This window comes from Kitasatospora sp. NPDC030952 (assembly GCF_055571335.1).
The window spans coordinates 82,422-99,258 of record NZ_JBVIFM010000016.1 but is presented as its reverse complement, the minus strand read 5'-3'; the positions used below and the strand labels follow the sequence as shown (position 1 = coordinate 99,258).

15 protein-coding genes are annotated in these 16,837 nt (G+C 75.2%); 8 read left to right on the top strand and 7 right to left on the bottom strand.

The genetic code is table 11. The features are described 5' to 3' along the window. The first annotated feature begins 65 nt into the window (after positions 1-65). Genes ACZ47G_RS26030 through ACZ47G_RS26020 form a run of 3 tightly spaced genes read left to right on the top strand, consistent with a single transcriptional unit; the run spans position 66 to position 2,766 of the window. Positions 66-746 carry a response regulator gene (locus tag ACZ47G_RS26030; protein WP_465746522.1) on the top strand — a complete coding sequence of 227 codons (681 nt, stop codon included), beginning with the start codon at positions 66-68 and terminating at the stop codon, positions 744-746. Continuing rightward, the gene (locus tag ACZ47G_RS26025) at positions 743-2,284 is read left to right on the top strand and encodes an ATP-binding protein (RefSeq protein ID WP_465746520.1); all 1,542 of its coding nucleotides are present in this window, start codon (positions 743-745) and stop codon (positions 2,282-2,284) included. The genes ACZ47G_RS26030 and ACZ47G_RS26025 overlap by 4 nt, the downstream gene beginning before the upstream one ends. After that, entirely contained in the window at positions 2,281-2,766 is a 486-nt protein-coding gene (locus ACZ47G_RS26020; protein WP_465746518.1) for a GerMN domain-containing protein, read from the top strand. The genes ACZ47G_RS26025 and ACZ47G_RS26020 overlap by 4 nt, the downstream gene beginning before the upstream one ends. 27 nt (positions 2,767-2,793) lie before the next feature. On the opposite strand, the gene ACZ47G_RS26015 is transcribed toward ACZ47G_RS26020, so the two are convergent. Further along, positions 2,794-3,840 carry a TerD family protein gene (locus ACZ47G_RS26015; RefSeq protein ID WP_465746516.1) on the bottom strand — a complete coding sequence of 349 codons (1,047 nt, stop codon included), beginning with the start codon at positions 3,838-3,840 and terminating at the stop codon, positions 2,794-2,796. A 161-nt stretch (positions 3,841-4,001) separates the two neighbouring features. On the opposite strand from ACZ47G_RS26015, the gene ACZ47G_RS26010 reads away from it, so the two are divergent. Next, positions 4,002-5,318 (top strand): pyroglutamyl-peptidase I, encoded by a 1,317-nt coding sequence (locus ACZ47G_RS26010; RefSeq protein ID WP_465746514.1) that lies wholly within the window; start codon positions 4,002-4,004, stop codon positions 5,316-5,318. Between the two features lie 97 nt (positions 5,319-5,415). Here ACZ47G_RS26010 and ACZ47G_RS26005 read toward each other — a convergent pair whose 3' ends face one another. Together ACZ47G_RS26005 and ACZ47G_RS26000 are read right to left on the bottom strand one after the other, a co-directional pair. Further along, positions 5,416-5,901, bottom strand: coding sequence for an inorganic diphosphatase (locus ACZ47G_RS26005; RefSeq protein WP_465746660.1), 486 nt, complete (start codon positions 5,899-5,901; stop codon positions 5,416-5,418). Positions 5,902-6,208: 307 nt separating this feature from the next. Then, positions 6,209-7,507, bottom strand: coding sequence for an alpha/beta hydrolase family protein (locus ACZ47G_RS26000; RefSeq protein ID WP_465746512.1), 1,299 nt, complete (start codon positions 7,505-7,507; stop codon positions 6,209-6,211). 453 nt (positions 7,508-7,960) lie between these two features. On the opposite strand from ACZ47G_RS26000, the gene ACZ47G_RS25995 reads away from it, so the two are divergent. Further along, positions 7,961-8,779 (top strand): hypothetical protein, encoded by an 819-nt coding sequence (locus tag ACZ47G_RS25995; RefSeq protein WP_465746510.1) that lies wholly within the window; start codon positions 7,961-7,963, stop codon positions 8,777-8,779. A gap of 52 nt (positions 8,780-8,831) precedes the next feature. On the opposite strand, the gene ACZ47G_RS25990 is transcribed toward ACZ47G_RS25995, so the two are convergent. The 3 genes from ACZ47G_RS25990 to ACZ47G_RS25980 all read right to left on the bottom strand — a co-directional run bounded on the left by ACZ47G_RS25990 (position 8,832) and on the right by ACZ47G_RS25980 (position 11,480). After that, positions 8,832-9,278 (bottom strand): cupin domain-containing protein, encoded by a 447-nt coding sequence (locus ACZ47G_RS25990; protein WP_465746508.1) that lies wholly within the window; start codon positions 9,276-9,278, stop codon positions 8,832-8,834. Positions 9,279-9,407: 129 nt separating this feature from the next. Continuing rightward, on the bottom strand, positions 9,408-10,139 hold the full coding sequence (locus ACZ47G_RS25985; RefSeq protein WP_465746506.1) for a Mut7-C RNAse domain-containing protein: 732 nt from the start codon (positions 10,137-10,139) through the stop codon (positions 9,408-9,410). Between the two features lie 90 nt (positions 10,140-10,229). Next, positions 10,230-11,480, bottom strand: a complete 1,251-nt coding sequence (locus ACZ47G_RS25980) for an MFS transporter (RefSeq protein WP_465746504.1) — start codon at positions 11,478-11,480, stop codon at positions 10,230-10,232. Positions 11,481-11,765: 285 nt separating this feature from the next. Between ACZ47G_RS25980 and ACZ47G_RS25975 the strand changes: the two genes are divergently transcribed. Both ACZ47G_RS25975 and ACZ47G_RS25970 read left to right on the top strand, forming a co-directional pair. After that, on the top strand, positions 11,766-14,312 hold the full coding sequence (locus ACZ47G_RS25975) for a xanthine dehydrogenase family protein molybdopterin-binding subunit (protein ID WP_465746502.1): 2,547 nt from the start codon (positions 11,766-11,768) through the stop codon (positions 14,310-14,312). A 15-nt stretch (positions 14,313-14,327) separates the two neighbouring features. Beyond that, positions 14,328-14,792, top strand: a complete 465-nt coding sequence (locus ACZ47G_RS25970; protein ID WP_465746500.1) for a (2Fe-2S)-binding protein — start codon at positions 14,328-14,330, stop codon at positions 14,790-14,792. A 54-nt stretch (positions 14,793-14,846) separates the two neighbouring features. Here the strand turns inward: ACZ47G_RS25970 and ACZ47G_RS25965 are convergent, their stop codons facing one another. Beyond that, positions 14,847-15,239 carry a hypothetical protein gene (locus ACZ47G_RS25965; RefSeq protein WP_465746498.1) on the bottom strand — a complete coding sequence of 131 codons (393 nt, stop codon included), beginning with the start codon at positions 15,237-15,239 and terminating at the stop codon, positions 14,847-14,849. Between the two features lie 283 nt (positions 15,240-15,522). Here ACZ47G_RS25965 and ACZ47G_RS25960 point away from each other — a divergent pair, with 283 nt between their 5' ends. Next, on the top strand, positions 15,523-16,797 hold the full coding sequence (locus ACZ47G_RS25960; RefSeq protein WP_465746496.1) for a helix-turn-helix domain-containing protein: 1,275 nt from the start codon (positions 15,523-15,525) through the stop codon (positions 16,795-16,797). Positions 16,798-16,837 lie beyond the last annotated feature (40 nt).

Below are 16,837 nucleotides of genomic sequence, written 5' to 3'. Positions count from 1 at the left end.
GACAGCCCGCCCCCACCCCACCCCCGGAGACGCGTCCCCGCAGGTCAACCCGGATACTGGCTCACATGGCACGGCTGCTCCTGATCGAGGACGACGACTCCGTACGCGAGGCACTGGCCCTGGGCCTGCGCCGCCAGGGCCACGAGGTGCGCACGGCGGCCTCCGGCGAGGCGGGGCTGGAGGCCGCCCACCGGGAGCCGCCGGAGCTGGTGGTCCTGGACCTGATGCTGCCCGGGATCGACGGCCTGGAGGTCTGCCGGCGGCTGCGCCGGGCCGGGCCCACCCCGGTGATCATGCTGACCGCGCTCGGCGACGACGTGGACACCGTGCTCGGGCTGGAGGCCGGCGCCGACGACTACGTGGTCAAGCCGGCCCAGTCCCGCGTCCTGGACGCCCGGATCCGCGCCGTCCTGCGCCGCGCGGGCGGGCCGGGCCCGGAGGCGGACCGGGAGACCCACGGCGACCTGGTGCTGGACCGCTCGGCGCTGACCGTCACCAAGGGCGGCGCCCCGCTCCCGCTGGCGCCCAGCGAACTGCGCCTGCTGCTGGAACTGGCCGCGGCCCCCGGCCGGGTCTTCAGCCGGGAGCGACTCCTGGAGTCCGTCTGGGGGCTCGGCCGCCAGGACGACATCCGCCTGGTCGACGCCGGGGTGAACCGGCTGCGCGCCAGGATCGAGGACGACCCCGCCGCGCCGCGCTACATCCAGACCGTCCGCGGTTTCGGCTACCGCTTCGGACCGCTGTGACCGCCCCCGGCCCCGGCCCCACCCGCAACCCCGACCCGGCGCCCGCCCCCGACCCCGCCGGCGCGCCCCGCCGGACCGAGGAGCCCCACCCGCCCCGGCTGCTCCGGCTGCGCCGCGCCGTCGCCGGCCTGCGCCCGCGCCTGCTGGTCGCCTTCGTGGCCGTCGCCGCCCTGAGCGCCCTGGCCACCGCCGCGCTCACCTACCGGGCCGCCACCACCTCCACCCTCGACCTCACCAAGGACACCGCCCTGGACGAACTGCGCCGCCGCGTCGACGTCCTCGCCCCGGCCCTGCCCTTCCCGCCCACCCAGGGCGAACTCGACCGGCTGGCCGGCCAGCTGTCGGGCACCGGCGGCTTCCGCGACTGGCGGGTGCTGGCCTCCTACGGCACGGCCCGCTCGGAGTGGACCCAGCCCTTCGCCGTCCCGCCGGCGCTCCAGCACACCGTCGGCACCGGCCACGCCGCCTTCCAGCGCTTCACCGACGACGGCCACCCCTGGCTCGCCGTCGGCGTCCCCGTCAGCTACGCGAAGGGCGCCGCCTCCGCCGGGCCGTCCGGGCTCACCGTCTACGCCGCCCTCCCCCTCGACCGCGAACAGGGCACGGCCGACTCCCTGCTCGCCGGCGCCGCCGGGGCCGGGGCGTTCGCCGCCGTGCTGGCCGCCGGGCTCGCCCTGCTGGCCGCCCGCCAGGTCCTGCGACCGGTCCGGGCCCTCGGCGACGCCGCCCGGGCCCTCGCCCAGGGCCGGCTGGACACCCGGCTGACCGTCACCGGGCACGACGAACTCGCCCAGCTCTCCAAGACCTTCAACCACACCGCCCGCACCCTCCAGGGCACCATCGAGGAGCTGCGCGCCATCGAGTCCCAGGGCCGGCGCTTCGCCGCCGACGTCTCCCACGAACTGCGCACCCCGCTGGCCGCGATGCTCGCCGTCACCGACATCCTCGACGAGGACGCCGAACAGCTGCCCGCCGACACCGCCACCGCCCTGCGCATGATCAGCGGCGAGACGGTACGGCTGACCCGCCTGGTCAACGACCTGATCGAGATCTCCCGCCTGGACGCCGGGGCCGCCCCGCTGCGCACCGAGGCCGTCGACGCCGCCACCGCCGTGCGCGAGACCCTCGACCTGCGCGGCTGGAGCGAGCGGGTCGACCTCGACCTGCCCGCCGCCCTGCCCGTCCGCCTGGACCCGCGCCGCTTCGACGTCATCGTCGCCAACCTGGCCGGCAACGCCCTGCGGCACGGCCGCCCGCCGGTGCGGCTGGCCCTGCGCGGCTCGGCGGACGAACTGGTGCTCACCGTCACCGACCACGGCGCGGGCATCCCGCCGGCCGAACTCCCGCACCTGTTCGACCGGTTCTACAAGGCCGACAAGTCCCGGGCGCGGTCCGAGGGCAGCGGGCTGGGGCTGGCCATCGCCCAGGAGAACGCCCGGCTGCACGGCGGGCTCGTCCAGGCCGCCAACTCCCCCGACGGCGGTGCGGTGTTCACCCTCGTCCTGCCCCGCGGGCTCGACCCGGAGGAGGAGCTGTGACCGTCCGCCGCCTCGCCCGGCCGGCCGCCCTGGCCGCCGCCCTGCTGCTCGCCTGCGGCTGCTCGATCTCCACCACCGGCGCCGTCCGCAGCGGACAGCCGGCCACCGGCGTGCAGCCCGGCACCCGGCTGTACTTCCTCGACCAGCACGGCATCCGCCCCGCGATCCGCCCGGCCGCGCAGCGCGAGGACCTCCAGCAGACCCTGGACACCCTGCTGGGCGGGCCCGACAAGGCCGAGTACCACCAGGGCCTGTACAGCGACCTCCCGGCGAACGGCAGGGTCCAGGCCACCGCGACTCCCGGGGTGGTCACCCTGCGGCTCTCCTGGCCGGCCGCCTCGCTGTCCGCTCCGGCCATCCAGCAGCTCGTCTGCACCACCGAGGACGCGCCCACCGCCGGGCCGGTGCCGAAGGTCGCCATCGTCAGCAGCGACGCCCCCTCGGCCATCCAGCAGCAGTGCGACCTGCACCGCACCGGCTGACCGCGGGGGCGTCGACGACCTGACGGTTTAGAAGAACGAGTCGTCGTCCTCGTAGTAGTTGTTGACGACCACCTGCGGCTCGTCGTCGCTCAGCGCCTCGTTGAGCAGCATGCCGCCCACCAGGCCGGCCGCACCGGCGCCGATCATCGCGCCGGTGCCGAACCGGCGGCCGCCCTGCTCCTGCTGCTGGGCGGGCACCTGCGCCTGGACCGGCTGCGGGTAGCCGGCCTGCGGGTAGCCCTGCTGCGGGTAGCCCTGCTGCGGGGTGTAGAACGGCGGGACGGTGGTCTGCACCCGCTGGGCGCAGGCGGCGCAGGTCTCGACCTGGCGCGGCACGCCCCACTGCGGCTGCCACAGCACCACGGCCGAGCCGACACCGTGGGTGGGGTCGAAGAAACACGTCACGGGTGAACTCCCTGTTGCTGGCTGGGTCTTCGGAACGGCGGGGACGGCGGGAGCCACGGCGGGCGCGGCGGGCACCGGAACCGGCGCCGGGGCCGCGGCCGCCGGCGCGGGCTGCAGGACGTCGACGCCGAAGTCGGTGGCGATGCCCGCGAGCCCCGCGGCGTAGCCCTGCCCGACGGCCCGGAACTTCCAGTCCGCGCCGTTGCGGTAGAGCTCGCCGAACACCATGGCCGTCTCGCTGCCCGCCTCCGGCGTCACGTCGTAGCGGGCCACCTCGCCGCCGCCGTCCGCGTCGACGAGCCGGACGTACGCGCCGCGCACCTGCCCGAAGGACTGCCGGCGCTGCGCCGCGTCGTAGATCGCCACCGGGAAGACGATCTTCCGCACCTCGGCCGCCACGTCCGCGAGCCGGACCTCGATCCGCTCCCGGTCCTCGCCCGCGCCGCCCGCGCCGAGGTGGCGGACCGCGCCGTCCGGGCTCTGCAGGTTGTTGAAGAAGACGAAGTGCCGGTCCGAGAGGACCTTTCCGTTCTCCCCGCAGAGCAGCGCGCTGGCGTCCAGGTCGTACTCGGCCCCGACCGTCCAGCCGAGGCACACCCGCACGGACCGCACACCGGGCGCCTGCCGGTTCAGGGAGACGTTGCCACCCTTCGTCAGGGCCACGCTCATGGGGTTCCTCCACGTCCGATTCCTGCTGTTCGACCACGACAACGCTGTAGAGGTCACTCCGGTTCCCGTCCGAGCCGGACCGGGCGGAGTTCCGGCAGGCCACGGGCCTGCGGGGCGGGCGCCCTGGCGCGGTGTCAGCCCGCCGCTTATCGTCAGCGTCCATGACAAATGCGCACCGTGACGCCGGCCGCACCGCCCGTCGCGCCACCCGCCGCTCCGTCGCGCTGGCCACCGCCCTCGCCGGCGCCCTCGCGGCACTCCTCACCCCAGCCGCCGCCCAGGCCGCACCGGCCGGCTGCCGGACCGTCACCACCGCGCCCCTGGACGCCGAACAGGCCCGGCTCCAGGACCCCCGCACCGCCGCGTTCACCGAACGCTCCGGCCTCGCCGACCTGCTGCACGACTTCCCCACCGCCCTCTGCTCCGCCCGCACCGCCCACCGCGCCCAGCGGGTGGTCGACGCCTGGGGCCGCAAGCTCTGGCAGGCCGGCCTCGACCGCGCCCAGGGCCGCCGCCCCAGCGGTGAACTGCCCGCCCTGGACGACCGCCCGCTGTACTGGGCCCGGCTCGCCATGACCGTCCGGATCGCCCAGTGGCAGCCCCGGTTCGACGTCGACCACACCGCACTCCGGGCCCGCTTCGAGGACGCCTCGCGCGGCCTGGACGACGGCTTCTCCGCCGGATCCGGCTCCGGGCCCGGGAGCGACGTCCGGCGGATCTTCGTCAGCGGCTTCGACCCGTACGGCCTGGACACCGAACCGCGCCGCGCCAACCCGTCCGGCGCGGCCGTGCTGCAACTCCACGGCCGGCGGATCACCCTCGCCGACGGCAGCACCGCCGAGGTGCGGGCCGTCGTCCTGCCGGTGCGCTACGGCGACTTCGACCACGGGATCGTGGAACGCGCCTTCGGCCCCCACCTGCGGCCGGACGGCCCACAGTCCGCCGACCTGATCACCAGCATCAGCCAGGGCTACCCCGGCACGTTCACCCTGGAGGCCTGGGCCGGGCGCGCCCGCTCCGCCGACCCGGCCACCGACAACGTCGGCGCGCTCTCCGGCGGCACCACCGCCCACCCGGTCGACGCCCCCGGCCTCGCCGACGGACCGCAGTTCATCCGCACCACCCTGCCCACGGACGCCATGACGGCCGTCCAGCAGCCCTACCCCGTGCTGCTCAACACCCCCGTCACCGAGATCCCGGCGGGCGCCACCGCCCCCGTCCAGCGCCCCGACGGCCCCACCCCCGGCTCCCGCGCCGTCGCCGGCGGCGGCGGGGGCTACCTCTCCAACGAAGTCGCCTACCGCTCCAACCGGCTGCGCCTCGACCTCGACCCCGACCTCCCCGGCGGCCACCTCCACACCCCCGTGCTCACCGGCCTCCCGGCCCAGCAGGACCGGCTCACCTCACCGGAGTTCGAGCACAACGAGGCCGCCATCGCGGACGAGGTCGGCGCCATCCTGCGCGGCGCCCGGCTCTGAGCGGGCGGCCCTTGTTCGGCACCACTCCCCGGCCCCTCGCCCGCCGGACCCGGCCCGGCCCGCCGCAGTCGGGCGGGCCGGGTCGGGCCGGACGCGCCTACGCCGGGTGGGCGAAGCGGGTGCCCGCCGCCCGGGCGCGGGAGCCGGTGATCTCCGCGTAGGCGGCGTCCCGGCCGGCCCAGTGCGAGCCCTCGACCGCCTTGCCGCGTTCCAGCGCCTTGTAGACCTGGAAGAAGTGGGTGATCTCCAGCAGGTCGAACTCGGGCAGGTCGCCGATGTCGCGGAGGTCGGCGTAGCGCGGATCACGGGCCGGGACGCAGAGGATCTTCTGGTCCGGGCCGCGTTCGTCGCGCATCACCCACATGCCGACCGCCCGGCAGGTGAGCACGCAGCCGGGGACGGCCGGTTCGCGGCCGAGGGCCAGGGCGTCCAGCGGTTCGCCGTCGCCGCTGAGGGTGCCCTCGACGTAGCCGTAGTCGGTGGGGTAGCGGGTGGCGGTGAAGAGCGTGCGGTCGAGGCGGATCCGGCCCGCCGCGAAGTCCATCACGTACTTGTTGCGCGACCCCTGGGGGGTCTCGATCATCACCTCGAACTCGGCGGGTTCCACCGCGGCCTCCTCCTCGGCTCCTCGGGCCCGCCTTCAAACCCGCTGCGGCAAGGCTGCGGCCTTGACGGTGTTCGAGCTGGCCATGCCGCCCATCTTGCCCGATCCGCCCCCGGCGACGGCTCGCACCACCCTGACGACGCGAGGATCGGCGGATCGGTCAGCTGATCTCGGGGCGGGGAGATGCGGCCGACCAGTACCACGCCAAGCCCTACCACTGGACCTACGACGGCAGCCCACTCGAAACCGCATGAACCCCCGCAGGATCAACGCGGCGCCGCACTAACTAGGACTGGAAGAGTACTTCCGGGTTGTTCGGCGAGGGGCCGTCCAGCAGCGGACGGTGGATCCCCTTCAGCGTCTGGTCGAAGAACGCCGTCACGTACTCGCGGGTGATCTCCACCCCGCGTTCCGGGGAGAGGGGCGGCGTCGGGAACCCGGCCTGCTCGTGAAGCAGGTCCAGGTCGCTGAAGCTGAAGTGGTCGGCGCCGGCGACCGTCAGCCACTTCTTGTAGCCGCCGAGGGCGGCCCAGGCCTGCCCCCACGTGGTGTCGGAGCCGCTGGGCGAGTGGCTGTCGGTCACGCCCAGCATGAGGAACGGCCGGTCGATCTGGCCGGGCATCGGGGCCGGGAAGAACTTGCCGTCCATGTTCACTCCGGCCCGTACGCGCGGGTCGGCGATCATCGTGGTGGCGGCCGACGCTCCGCCGAGGGAGTGTCCGGCCATGCCGATCTCGTGCTTGTCGATGAGGTGTGCCAGGCGCCACGCGGTATTGCCGTGCGTCAACCGGTCGATCAAGAAGGACACGTCCAGCGCGCGGCTGGCGGGGATGGAGTCGATCCGCGCCGGGTCATCGCAGATCGCGCACGACGTCGTCTGGCCGTTCGCCAGCGTCTCGCCGCTGTCCTCGTAGGTGTCGCCGACGAGCGCGACGACGTAGCCGTGACTGGCCAGGTCGGTCGCGAGCGAGGTGAGCGTCATGCGCGGGTCCTCGTGCGCGGGTGAGAGGACCACCAGCGGATACTTGCCGCGCTGCGGCCGCGCGCCGTTGAAGGCGTGAGTGGTGACGCCGGCAAGGGTCTCCGGGGTGACGCCGGAGCTCGCCGGCAGATTCTGCCGCTGGACGATTCCGGCTGCCTCGCCGAGGGTCATGTAAGGGGCCGGAGTCCCGGTCCCGGGGACGGCCGGGTAGACCATCGTGACGGCCAGTTGGCGGGGGCCGGAGGACGGCACCCACGGGTCGGGACGGCTCGCGTCGGTGAGGTGGATGACGTCCTCGCCGGCGGCGTAGGGGCCGGTCGGCGCGGGGAGCGCGCCTTGGAAGGACCGCGTGGGCGCGGCGGCCGTGGCCGTGGCCGGTGCGGTGCCGAACGCGTGCGCGGCCACCGGTGTGGCCGACGGTGTGGTCGTGGCGGCGAACCCGGTGCCGGTTCCGGCGACGAGGGCGGCGAGCGCCAGCACCGCGACAGCGCCGATGCGGCGATTGCGTCTCACGGGACCGACGGAGCTGCTGCTGTGGGCGTCGCCCAGGTAGCCGGTGCTCGACGGCACCGCGAGGTCGACCGCGCCGTCGCCGGTCGTCATGGTGCACCGTCGGGCGATGCGGCTTGAGGTATTGATCGTTCCACTCCTCGTTCTCGGAAAGGCCGGTGGCCCTCACCGGTGGTTGGCGGTGGTGCTGCGGGGCGGCGCACCTGCGCGGCCCGAACCGACCATCTGCCGTCCAGCCAACCGCAGTTCGGCCGGGCCGGACACATGGCCAGCCCACCGGACCGGGGTAGGGATAACCCACCTGTCGGTCCCGGCCGTTGTCGTCGGGCGGGGTGGTGGTGCCGGTGGTCTCGGCCGGGGCGGTCGCGGCCCACGGCGGCGCGGCGGTGCCGATTCCGGAGGCGATGGCGGGCGTGACGAGGGTGAGGGTGAACCCTCGAAGGATCGACGCGGCGCCGCACCGGGGCGATTGTCCGCGGTCCGGGCGCCGTGGGCAGCTGTCGAAACGGCCTCCGCCGCCCGGACCCAGCCGATAGCATCCGGCCCATGGGGAGCTGGCAGGTCACCGTCCTGGACCACCGTCACGAGCCCGGCGGACGGCCGCAGGGGCGCCCGGAGGGGCCGCTGGCGCGCCGGGACGGCTGGGAGGTGCACGGCGGGGACGGCTGGCTCAGCTGGGTCGGCCCGGACGGCGGGGTCCGCTGGCGGCGGCCCTGCCAGGGGCGGCCGAACGCGGCACACCTGTCCGCCGACCGGGTGCTGGTCACCACCGACTCCTTCGAGTACACGGCCTGGGGCCACCTGGGCCCGGCCCTGCTGCTGGACCTCGCCGCCGGCTCCCTGGTCGCCGAACTACGCGGCGAGCGGGGCGCGGCGCTCGGCGACGACGGCCGGTTCGTGCTCGGGCTGGAGGGCTACGGCGCCTTCCGCACCCGGGCGTACGACCGGGACGGCGCCGTCACCGACAGCTGGCCCAGCTACGGCCACTACGTGGTCGACGGCGGGCTGCGCGTCGTCGAGGCGGACCGCCGGAACCCCACCGACAGCCGGGTGGTGCGGCTGCTGCCCGGCGGGGTGGTCGAGCGCGGCCCGCTGCTCTCCGACGCCCGGGCCCCCGCGCCGCTGGTGCTGCCCGACGGCACCCTGCTGGTGCTGGACGCGGGGGTGCTGCGCGCCGTCGGGCGGGAACTGGACGACGCGGTGCTCGCCGAACTGCTCCCGCTCGCGCCGGACCAGCGGCACCGCTTCACCGGCGCGCTGCGCCGGACGGCCGAGGGCCTGACCGCGACGCTGGTCGAGCGCCACCCGACCCGGATGGGCCGCTACCACCGCCACGTCTGGACCCTCGGCCTGCACACGCCGTGACCGGCGCGGCAACCACCTTTGCTCTAACGGCAGTTGCCGCACCGGGCCCGGCTCATCGGACGGTCGCCCTCCAGGGGCCGTCCTCGGGGCGCGCCTCGGTGTCCGTCCCCGGCCAGGGCGGCATGGTGACGGCGGTGATCCGCAGCGGCCCGTCGCCGTCCGGGTCGGCCCGGAACTGGAAGGCGGTGCCCAGCGGGATCGACACGGCCGTGCCGGGGTCGAGCCGGTGGACCTCCTCCCGGCCGTCCTGGCGCCGCCACAGCTCGCCGCCACCGGCGGTGACCTGCCACAGCTCCTGCACGGTGGCGTGCGACACCGCGTGAGTGACCTGCCCGGGGGCGAGCTCGAAGACGGCGAGGCTGCCCAGCCCGTCCAGGACCAGCAGCGGGCGGACCACGGCGCCGTCCGGGGCGGTCACCACGGGGGCGTCGGCGGCCTCGGCGCTCTCGAACGCCTGGTGCCGTGCTGAGACGGACTGCTGCACTGACTGATCGTTCATCCGACGACCCGGCCTCTCTCGTACGACGGAGTTCCCGGGATCGTCCCCCGTCGCCGATCGGGCCACGCCCACCGCGGGGCCCGGCTTCGGCACCGGCCGGCATCCGGCCTCGGGACGCCCGCGCGGCCGCTACCCCGGGACGCCCCCGAACTCGCGCACGGCGTCGGTGACGATCGCCTCCAGCCGGGCGTGGTGGGCGCCGCGCCAGTAGGCCTGGCCGCACTCCGTGCACTGGGCGAAGGCGTCGTAGGAGCGCTCGGTGCCGTCGTGGAGCTGCTCGCGCACCGTGGTCTTGCTCACCGTGCGCAGGGTGCCGTTGCAGGTGGTGCAGCGGCTCCAGGGGGCGAGCGGCGGGGCGAAGCGGGAGAGCACGTCGCGCAGCTGCTCGGCGGGGCGGTGGCTGTAGACGTAGGCGCCGGCCCACAGCTCGCGGCGGCGCAGCAGGCCGCGGTCGCGGGAGAGCATGATGCGCTGTTCGGCGGCGGAGCGGGCGGCCAGCGCGGCGTCGCCGATGTCCGGGTTCTCGTACGCGGCGTCGAGGCCGAGCAGGCGCATCCGGCGGGCGAGGGTGCCGAGGTGGACGTCCAGCAGGAAGCGCGGCGCGGCGGGCGAGGGCTGCGGCCGGGCCACCGCCTCGACGCTGACGTGCTCGTCCTCGGCCGGGACGTACGAGCCGGGCACCGGCCGGCCGTCCACCCGCAGGGTGCCGACCTCGGTGAGCGGGACGCCCAGGGACTCGACCACGTGGCCGAGGCTGGAGGAGCCGTCGGTGCGCAGCGCGGTGCGGCCGGCCCGCCGGGGAGCGGAGACGAAGAGGTGCAGCTCGGGGGCGAAGTCGAGCCAGATCTGGGGTCTTTCCACGCGGCCAGCATGCCAGCGGACGGCGGGCCGGGGCCACCGGTTTGCCCGGCGCCGTCCTGGGCCCGTCCGGCGGACCGGCCCGGACTCGCCCTACGAGGCGGCCGCCGCCGCTGCCAGCGGCGCCCGGTCGCGCGCCGCCCAGCGGGCCACCGGGCCCATCGCGTACCCGGCGGCGAGGAACACCGCGCCCAGCACCAGCCAGCCGGCGAGCCCGCCGTCCAGCAGCAGGGCGGTGAGCAGCAGCGGTCCGAGGGTGCGGGCGACGGCCACGCCGGTGCCGAAGAACCCCTGGTACTGGCCGATCCGCTCGGGCGGCGCGAGGTCGAAGCCGAGCTGCCAGGAGCCGGCCGACTGGCGCATCTCGCCGGCGACCTGGAGGACGGCCGAGGCCACCAGCAGGGCGGCGAAGGCCCACAGCGGGACGTCCAGCACGGACAGCCCGCAGACCACGCAGGAGGCGAGCAGCAGCACCCCGGACGAGCGCACCGCGCGGACGGCGGAGTCCAGTCCGCTGACGTCGCGCGCCGCCCGGACCTGGAAGGCCAGTACGGCCAGGGTGTTGAGCACGAACAGCACCGAGCCGAGCCAGCCCAGGCCGGGGGCGCGCTGGGCGATCCACAGCGGCAGGATCAGGCTGAGCATCGGCATCCGCAGCAGCAGCACGGTGTTGACCAGGGTGACGGCGGCGTAGCGGCGGTCCCGCAGCACGGCCAGGCGCGGGCCGGTGCCCGACTCCCGTGGCGCGGGCGGGACTTCGGGCAGCCCTCGGAGGACGAGGGCGCCGGCCAGGAAGCCGAGTGCGGTGACGGCGAAGGCGCCGAGGTAGGCCGTCCGGGTGCCGACGGTGAGCGCGATGCCGCCGATGGCGGCGCCGACGGCGAGTCCGCCGTTGAGGGTTGACTGCAGGTGGGCGAGCAGTCCGGTGCGTTCGGCGGGCGGCACCAGGCCCGCGACCAGCGCCTGCCGGGCGGCGGTGAGGCCGGACTGCGCGGTGGCGTAGAGGCAGACGGCGAGCAGGAAGGGGGCGTACGAGCGGACCACCAGGAGGACGGCGACCACGGCGGCGGTGGCGAGCGCGAGCGTCACGGCGGTGCGGCGCGGGCCGCGGCGGTCGGCGAGGTGGCCGAGCGGCACGCCCGCCAGCGAGCCGAGCGCCCAGGCCACCGCGAGGCCCAGGCCGAGGGCGGTCGGCGACATGCCGACGACCCGGGTGAAGTAGAGCGCGGAGCAGGTGTAGTAGGCGCCGTCGCCCACCGCGCTCGCCAACTGGGCTGCGGCGAGGGTGCGCTGGGGGCCGGCGGGGGGCAGCAGGGCGAGCCGGGCGGCGCTCTGGTTCGGCACGTGTCTCCTGTCGGATGGCGGGACTGCGACTGCGGACTGCGGACGACGATTCGGGACGACGGACTGCGGACGGGCGGCGCGCGGGCCACCCGTTCGCAACCGCTCGGGGCGGTCCGTGGTGGGGCAGCGCCCAGCCTAGGGAAGAAGTGGACCATCCGACAGATCCATTGATCTTGCATCCACCTGGGCCACTTCCCCACCGCACCCCACCGCCCACTGCGCCACCCGCCGCACCACCGGGCGCACCGCCGGACGAGCCGTGAACTCCCGTACGACAGCCGTCCGTTGGCCCGTCGACCGGATCCGGCGCGGCCCCGCGCCGCCCCCGGCCGCCCGGCCGAAGCGCCGTCCGTACCCGCTCGGACTCCCCCGCCGGAAGCGGACCGGACACCTCCACCAGCCGACCGGAGGGCCAAGATTGACCGTGTTGACCCGTCAGTAGCGCCCTCCTATGCTCGACGGCGTTCGCGATCCGGCACCGGGGCCGGGGCCGTCCGTGCCCGCCCGATCCGGCGCCGTCCCCGGTTCGAAGGGTTTCCTCCCATCAGCACCTCCATCGCGCCCTCGGAGACCGCCGACCACCCGGACGAGCCGGCCCGCCCCGCCGACGACGACACCGGCCGCCGCCGCTTCCTCACCTACCTGCTGGCCGCCCCCACCCTCACCGTCGCCGCCCGGCTCGGCCTCGACGCCGCCGCACCCGCCACCGCCCGGGCCGCCGTCCGCACCGCCGAAGCCGCCGCGGCCACCCGGGCCGCCTCCGCGCCCCCGCAACTGCTCGGCCTGCCCGGCATCCCCGACGTCCTCGACCTCGGCGACGCGATGATCCTCGCCGGGCTGCCGACCTCCCACCTGCTGGTACTCGAAATCACCCCCGCCGGGCGTGCCGCGCTGTACCTGCCCCGGCTGGAGGTCGGCCAGGGCCTGACCACCGCGATCGCCATGCTGGTCGCCGACGAACTCGACGCCGAACTCACCGACGTGGACGTGCCGCTCTCCGACGGCCGCCCCGAACTGCTCTTCAACCAGCTGACCGGCGGCTCCAACTCGGTGCGCTCGCTGTACGACCCGGTGCGCGCCGCGGCCGCCGCCGCCCGCGCCCGGCTGGTCACGGCCGCGGCCCACCGCTGGAACGTTCCCGCGGGCGGCCTGCGCACCGCCGGCTCCGCGGTGCTCGCCCCCGACGGCCGCCGGCTCGGCTTCGGCGAACTCGCCGCCGACGCCGCCGCCGTGATCGTGCCCGCCGTGCCCGCCACCCCCAAGCCGGCCGACCAGCGCCGCCTGGTCGGCCGGCCCACCGGCCGGATCGACGCCCGCGACATCGTCACCGGGCGCGCCGAGTACACCGGGGACCTCCGGATCCCGGGCGCCGCGCCCACCGTCGTCGCCCGCCCGACCACCGTCAACGGCACCCTCAGGTCGCTGGACGCCTCGGTCGCCCGCGCCATGCCCGGTGTGCTCGCCGTGGTGCGGATCCCCACCGGCGTCGCCGTCCTCGCCGAGACCTTCGACCAGGCGCTCAAGGCCCGCGACGCGCTGCGCACCACCTGGAACCCCGGCCCGGTCGCCGACCTCTCCACCGCCGACGTCCAGGCCCGGCTGCGCGCCGCCCACGCGCCGTTCCTGCTGCCGCCGCTGCTCACCCCGTACCTGGACGGCGAGTTCGACTTCGCCTTCGTCAACCACGCCCCGATGGAGGTGCTGACGGCCGTCGCCGACGTCCGGCCCGGCCGCGCCGAGCTGTGGTTCGCCGCGCAGAGCCCGATCATCGCCCAGCAGACCATCGCCGCCGAACTCGGCCTGCCGCAGAACGCCGTCACCGTCCACGTGGTGCGCGGCGGCGGCTCCTTCGGGCGCCGGCTGTTCTTCGACGCCGCCCTGGAGGCCGCCCAGATCTCCAAGGCCGCCGGGCGCCCGGTCAAGCTGATGTGGACCCGCAACGACGACATGCGCCACGGCCGGATGCGCCCCGCCAGCCACCACCGCATCCGCGCCACCTACGGCCTCGGCCAGGTCCTCACCTGGGAGCACCGCGCCGCCACCGTCCGCACCGACCTCTCGCACGGCCTCGGCGAGGCCCTCACCGGCGCCGGGTTCAACCTCTCCGTCGCCGGGATCAGCCTCGCCCAGGCCTTCTTCCTGCTCACCGAGAAGAACCCGTACAACGTCGGCATCCCCACCCAGCTGCTCGCCGAGGTGCCGCTGCAGGTGCACACCGGCAGCTGGCGCTCCGTCTACTCGGGCATGGTGCGGGTCGCCGACGAGATCATGATGGACGAACTGGCCCGCCGGATGGGCCAGGACGAGGTCGCCTTCCGCCGCGCCCGGGTGCGCGACGCCGCCGGGCAGGCCCTGCTCGACACCGTCGCCAAGGCCGGGAACTGGGGCCGCCCGATGCCCGACGGCCAGGCCCAGGGCGTCGGCTACCACGACGAGAACGGCGGCCGGGTCGCCTACCTGGTCGAGCTCGACGCCACCGACCGCGCCAACCCCCGGGTCACCAAGGCCGTCATCGCCGCCGACGTCGGCCAGGTGATCAACCCCCGTGGTCTGGAAGCCCAGTTGACCGGCGCCCTGATCGACGGCATCTCGGTCATCCTGCAGGCCGGCAACCACCTGGACAACGGCGCCTTCCGGGAGGGGAGTTACGCCGACTTCCACTACGCCCGGCAGCGCAACAGCCCGCCGACGGTCGAGATCCACCTCATGCCGCCCAGCGGATCCCCCGGCGGCGCGGGCGAGTTGGGCGTCCCGGCCGCCTCCGCCGCGGTCGCCAACGCCTACGCCCGCGCCACCGGCACCAGCCCGCGCTCCTTCCCGATCGACTTCTGAGGACACCGACTCCCCATGCCCACCCACACCTTCGTCCTCAACGGGCAGCCCGTCAGCGTCGAGGCCCCGGACGACATGCCGCTGCTCTGGGTGCTCCGCGACAAGCTCGGCGTCACCGGCCCCAAGTACGGCTGCGGGGTGGGCGTCTGCCGGGCCTGCACCAGCCACCTCGACGGCCAGGAGTTCCAGCCCTGCACCCGCGCCGTCAAGGACTGCGAGGGCCGCACCGTCACCACCATCGAGGGCCTCGCCGACGGCGACACCCTGCACCCCGTGCAGGAGGCCTGGATCGACTGCGACGTCGCCCAGTGCGGGTTCTGCCAGCCCGGCCAGATCATGACGGCCGTCGCCCTGCTGCGCCGCACCCCCGCGCCGACGGACGCCGACATCGACCAGATCCAGAACATCTGCCGCTGCGGCAGCTACCCGCGCATCCGCGAGGCGATCAAGCGTGCGGCGGCGGCCCGGACGGCACACTGACGCGGCTGTGCCCCGCCCGGCGGACGGGCGGGGCACAGCCGGGTCAACCGGCCGTCAGCACGCGCGCAGGCCGTTGTGGAAGTACCAGTTGCCGTCGGTGTAGGCGCCGTAGGTGTACGCCGTTCCGAAGAAGACGCCGTTGGTGCCACCGATCTGGTACCAGACGTTGCCCTGGTTGTTGATGTCCTCGCCCCGGGTCCAGCACTCGATGTAGATCTCGTCCGAGGACCACGAGTACGAGCCCAGGTCGCCGGCGACCTTGGTCGTCCAGGAGTACTGCTGCGCGTAGACGCCCACGCCGTGGCCGCTGGCGTGGTACCGGAGGGAGTACCAGCCGTCGGCGGACGCGCTGCCGGCCGAGACGCCCACCGCGCCGGCCGCCAGTGCCAGCACGGCAGCCGTGGTCGCCCCGCGCCGCCCGATCTTCTTCATGATGTTCTTGACCATGAGGGTCCTCCTGTCCGGCCGGACGCCCGGTCCGGCCGCTCCGTTGCCAACCCCGTCGACCTCGACGGCGGAGCCAGCTGACCCGATCACCGGCACTGTTCGGTACCGCCTGACAGGAACTGACAACAGCTGACACGTCTGACGAACACACCTGCCGAACACGCCTTCCGCCGACCGGAGTCGATGAATCGCCCCTTCACCGCCGTCACCCATCGCTATGATCCGTACGCGACAAGCAAGCAGCGGCACCGAAGGATCTGACAGCTGACAACAGGGGGCCGTCATGGCGGAACACCAGCAGGAGCGGCGAGCCGCGCGAAAACCGCCCACCGCCGCCGAGAACTTCGCCGGCCAGCTGCGCACCCTCCGACTGGACGCCGGCCAGCCCTCGTTCCGCACCATGGCCAAGGCCGTCGGCTCGATCTCCCACACCACGCTCTACGAGGCCGCCTCCGGCTCCCGGCTCCCCTCCTGGCCCACCACCCGGGCCTTCGTCAGCGCCTGCGGCGGGGACGAGGAGGAGTGGCACCACCGCTGGCGGGCCGCCGTCAAGGGGGAACCACCCGCCGAACTCGTCATCCCGGCGCCGCCGACCTCCCCCGCACCCGCGCCGCCGGTCCCGACACCGGTCCCGACACCGGTCCCGGCACCGGTCCCGACTCCGTCCGGGGCCGTACGGATCGCCCCGCCCGCCCCGCCCGCCCGGCCGCCGCGCACCCGGCTCTGGACCCACGCGCTCAGCCTGCTCCTCGGGCTGGCGCTCGGCGTCCTCGGCACCCTCGGCCTGCTCGCCGACCGCGCACCCGCCGCCCAGTCCCCAGCCCCAGCCCCAGCCGGCGCCCGGTCCGCCGCGCACGACTGCCCGAGCGCCGACCCCGACCTCCCCGCGCCCGGCGAACACCCGACACCGGGCCCGACCGGCCCCGGAACGCCGGCGCCCGACTGGGTCGCCCGGACGGCCTTCGGCCAACAGGCCGCCACCAGCACGGACTTCACCCTGCCGGTGCTGGCCCCGGTCACCCGCGGGGACGCCCTGGTGGTCTCCGTGCTGCTGACCGGCACCTGCCCCGGACCGGTCACGGTCACCGACAGCCACGGCGACCGCTTCCAGCTCCTCGGCGACGTCACCGACGCACTGCGCCACCGCGTCCTGGTGCTCGCCGCCTTCGACGCCGCCGCCCTCACCACCGCCGATTCGATCCGCGCCAGCTATCCGCGCTCCGAGGACTTCCACGTCGCCGTGGACGAGTTCCGCGGCGTCAGCACCCTCCGCGCCTTTTCCCCCGCCTCCGGAGACGCCGGCGGGTCCGCCTTCAGCACCGCCGGCAGCTCCGGCTGCGAACCCGGCGACCTCCTGGTGGGCGCGGTCGGCAGCAACGGCGGCACCGCCCCCGAGTTCGCCGCCGGCTGGACCACCCTGCCCGTCCTCCAGCTCTCCCCCGACCGCCTCACCACCGCCCACCGGATCGCCACCGGTACCGATGCCGACGCCACCCACTGCACCGCCACCGGCCGCACCACCGCCCAGTGGGACGCCGTCCTCGTCGTCCTCCACTGAGCACCCGCTCCACGGCCGGGCCGCACCGGCCCCAACGGTC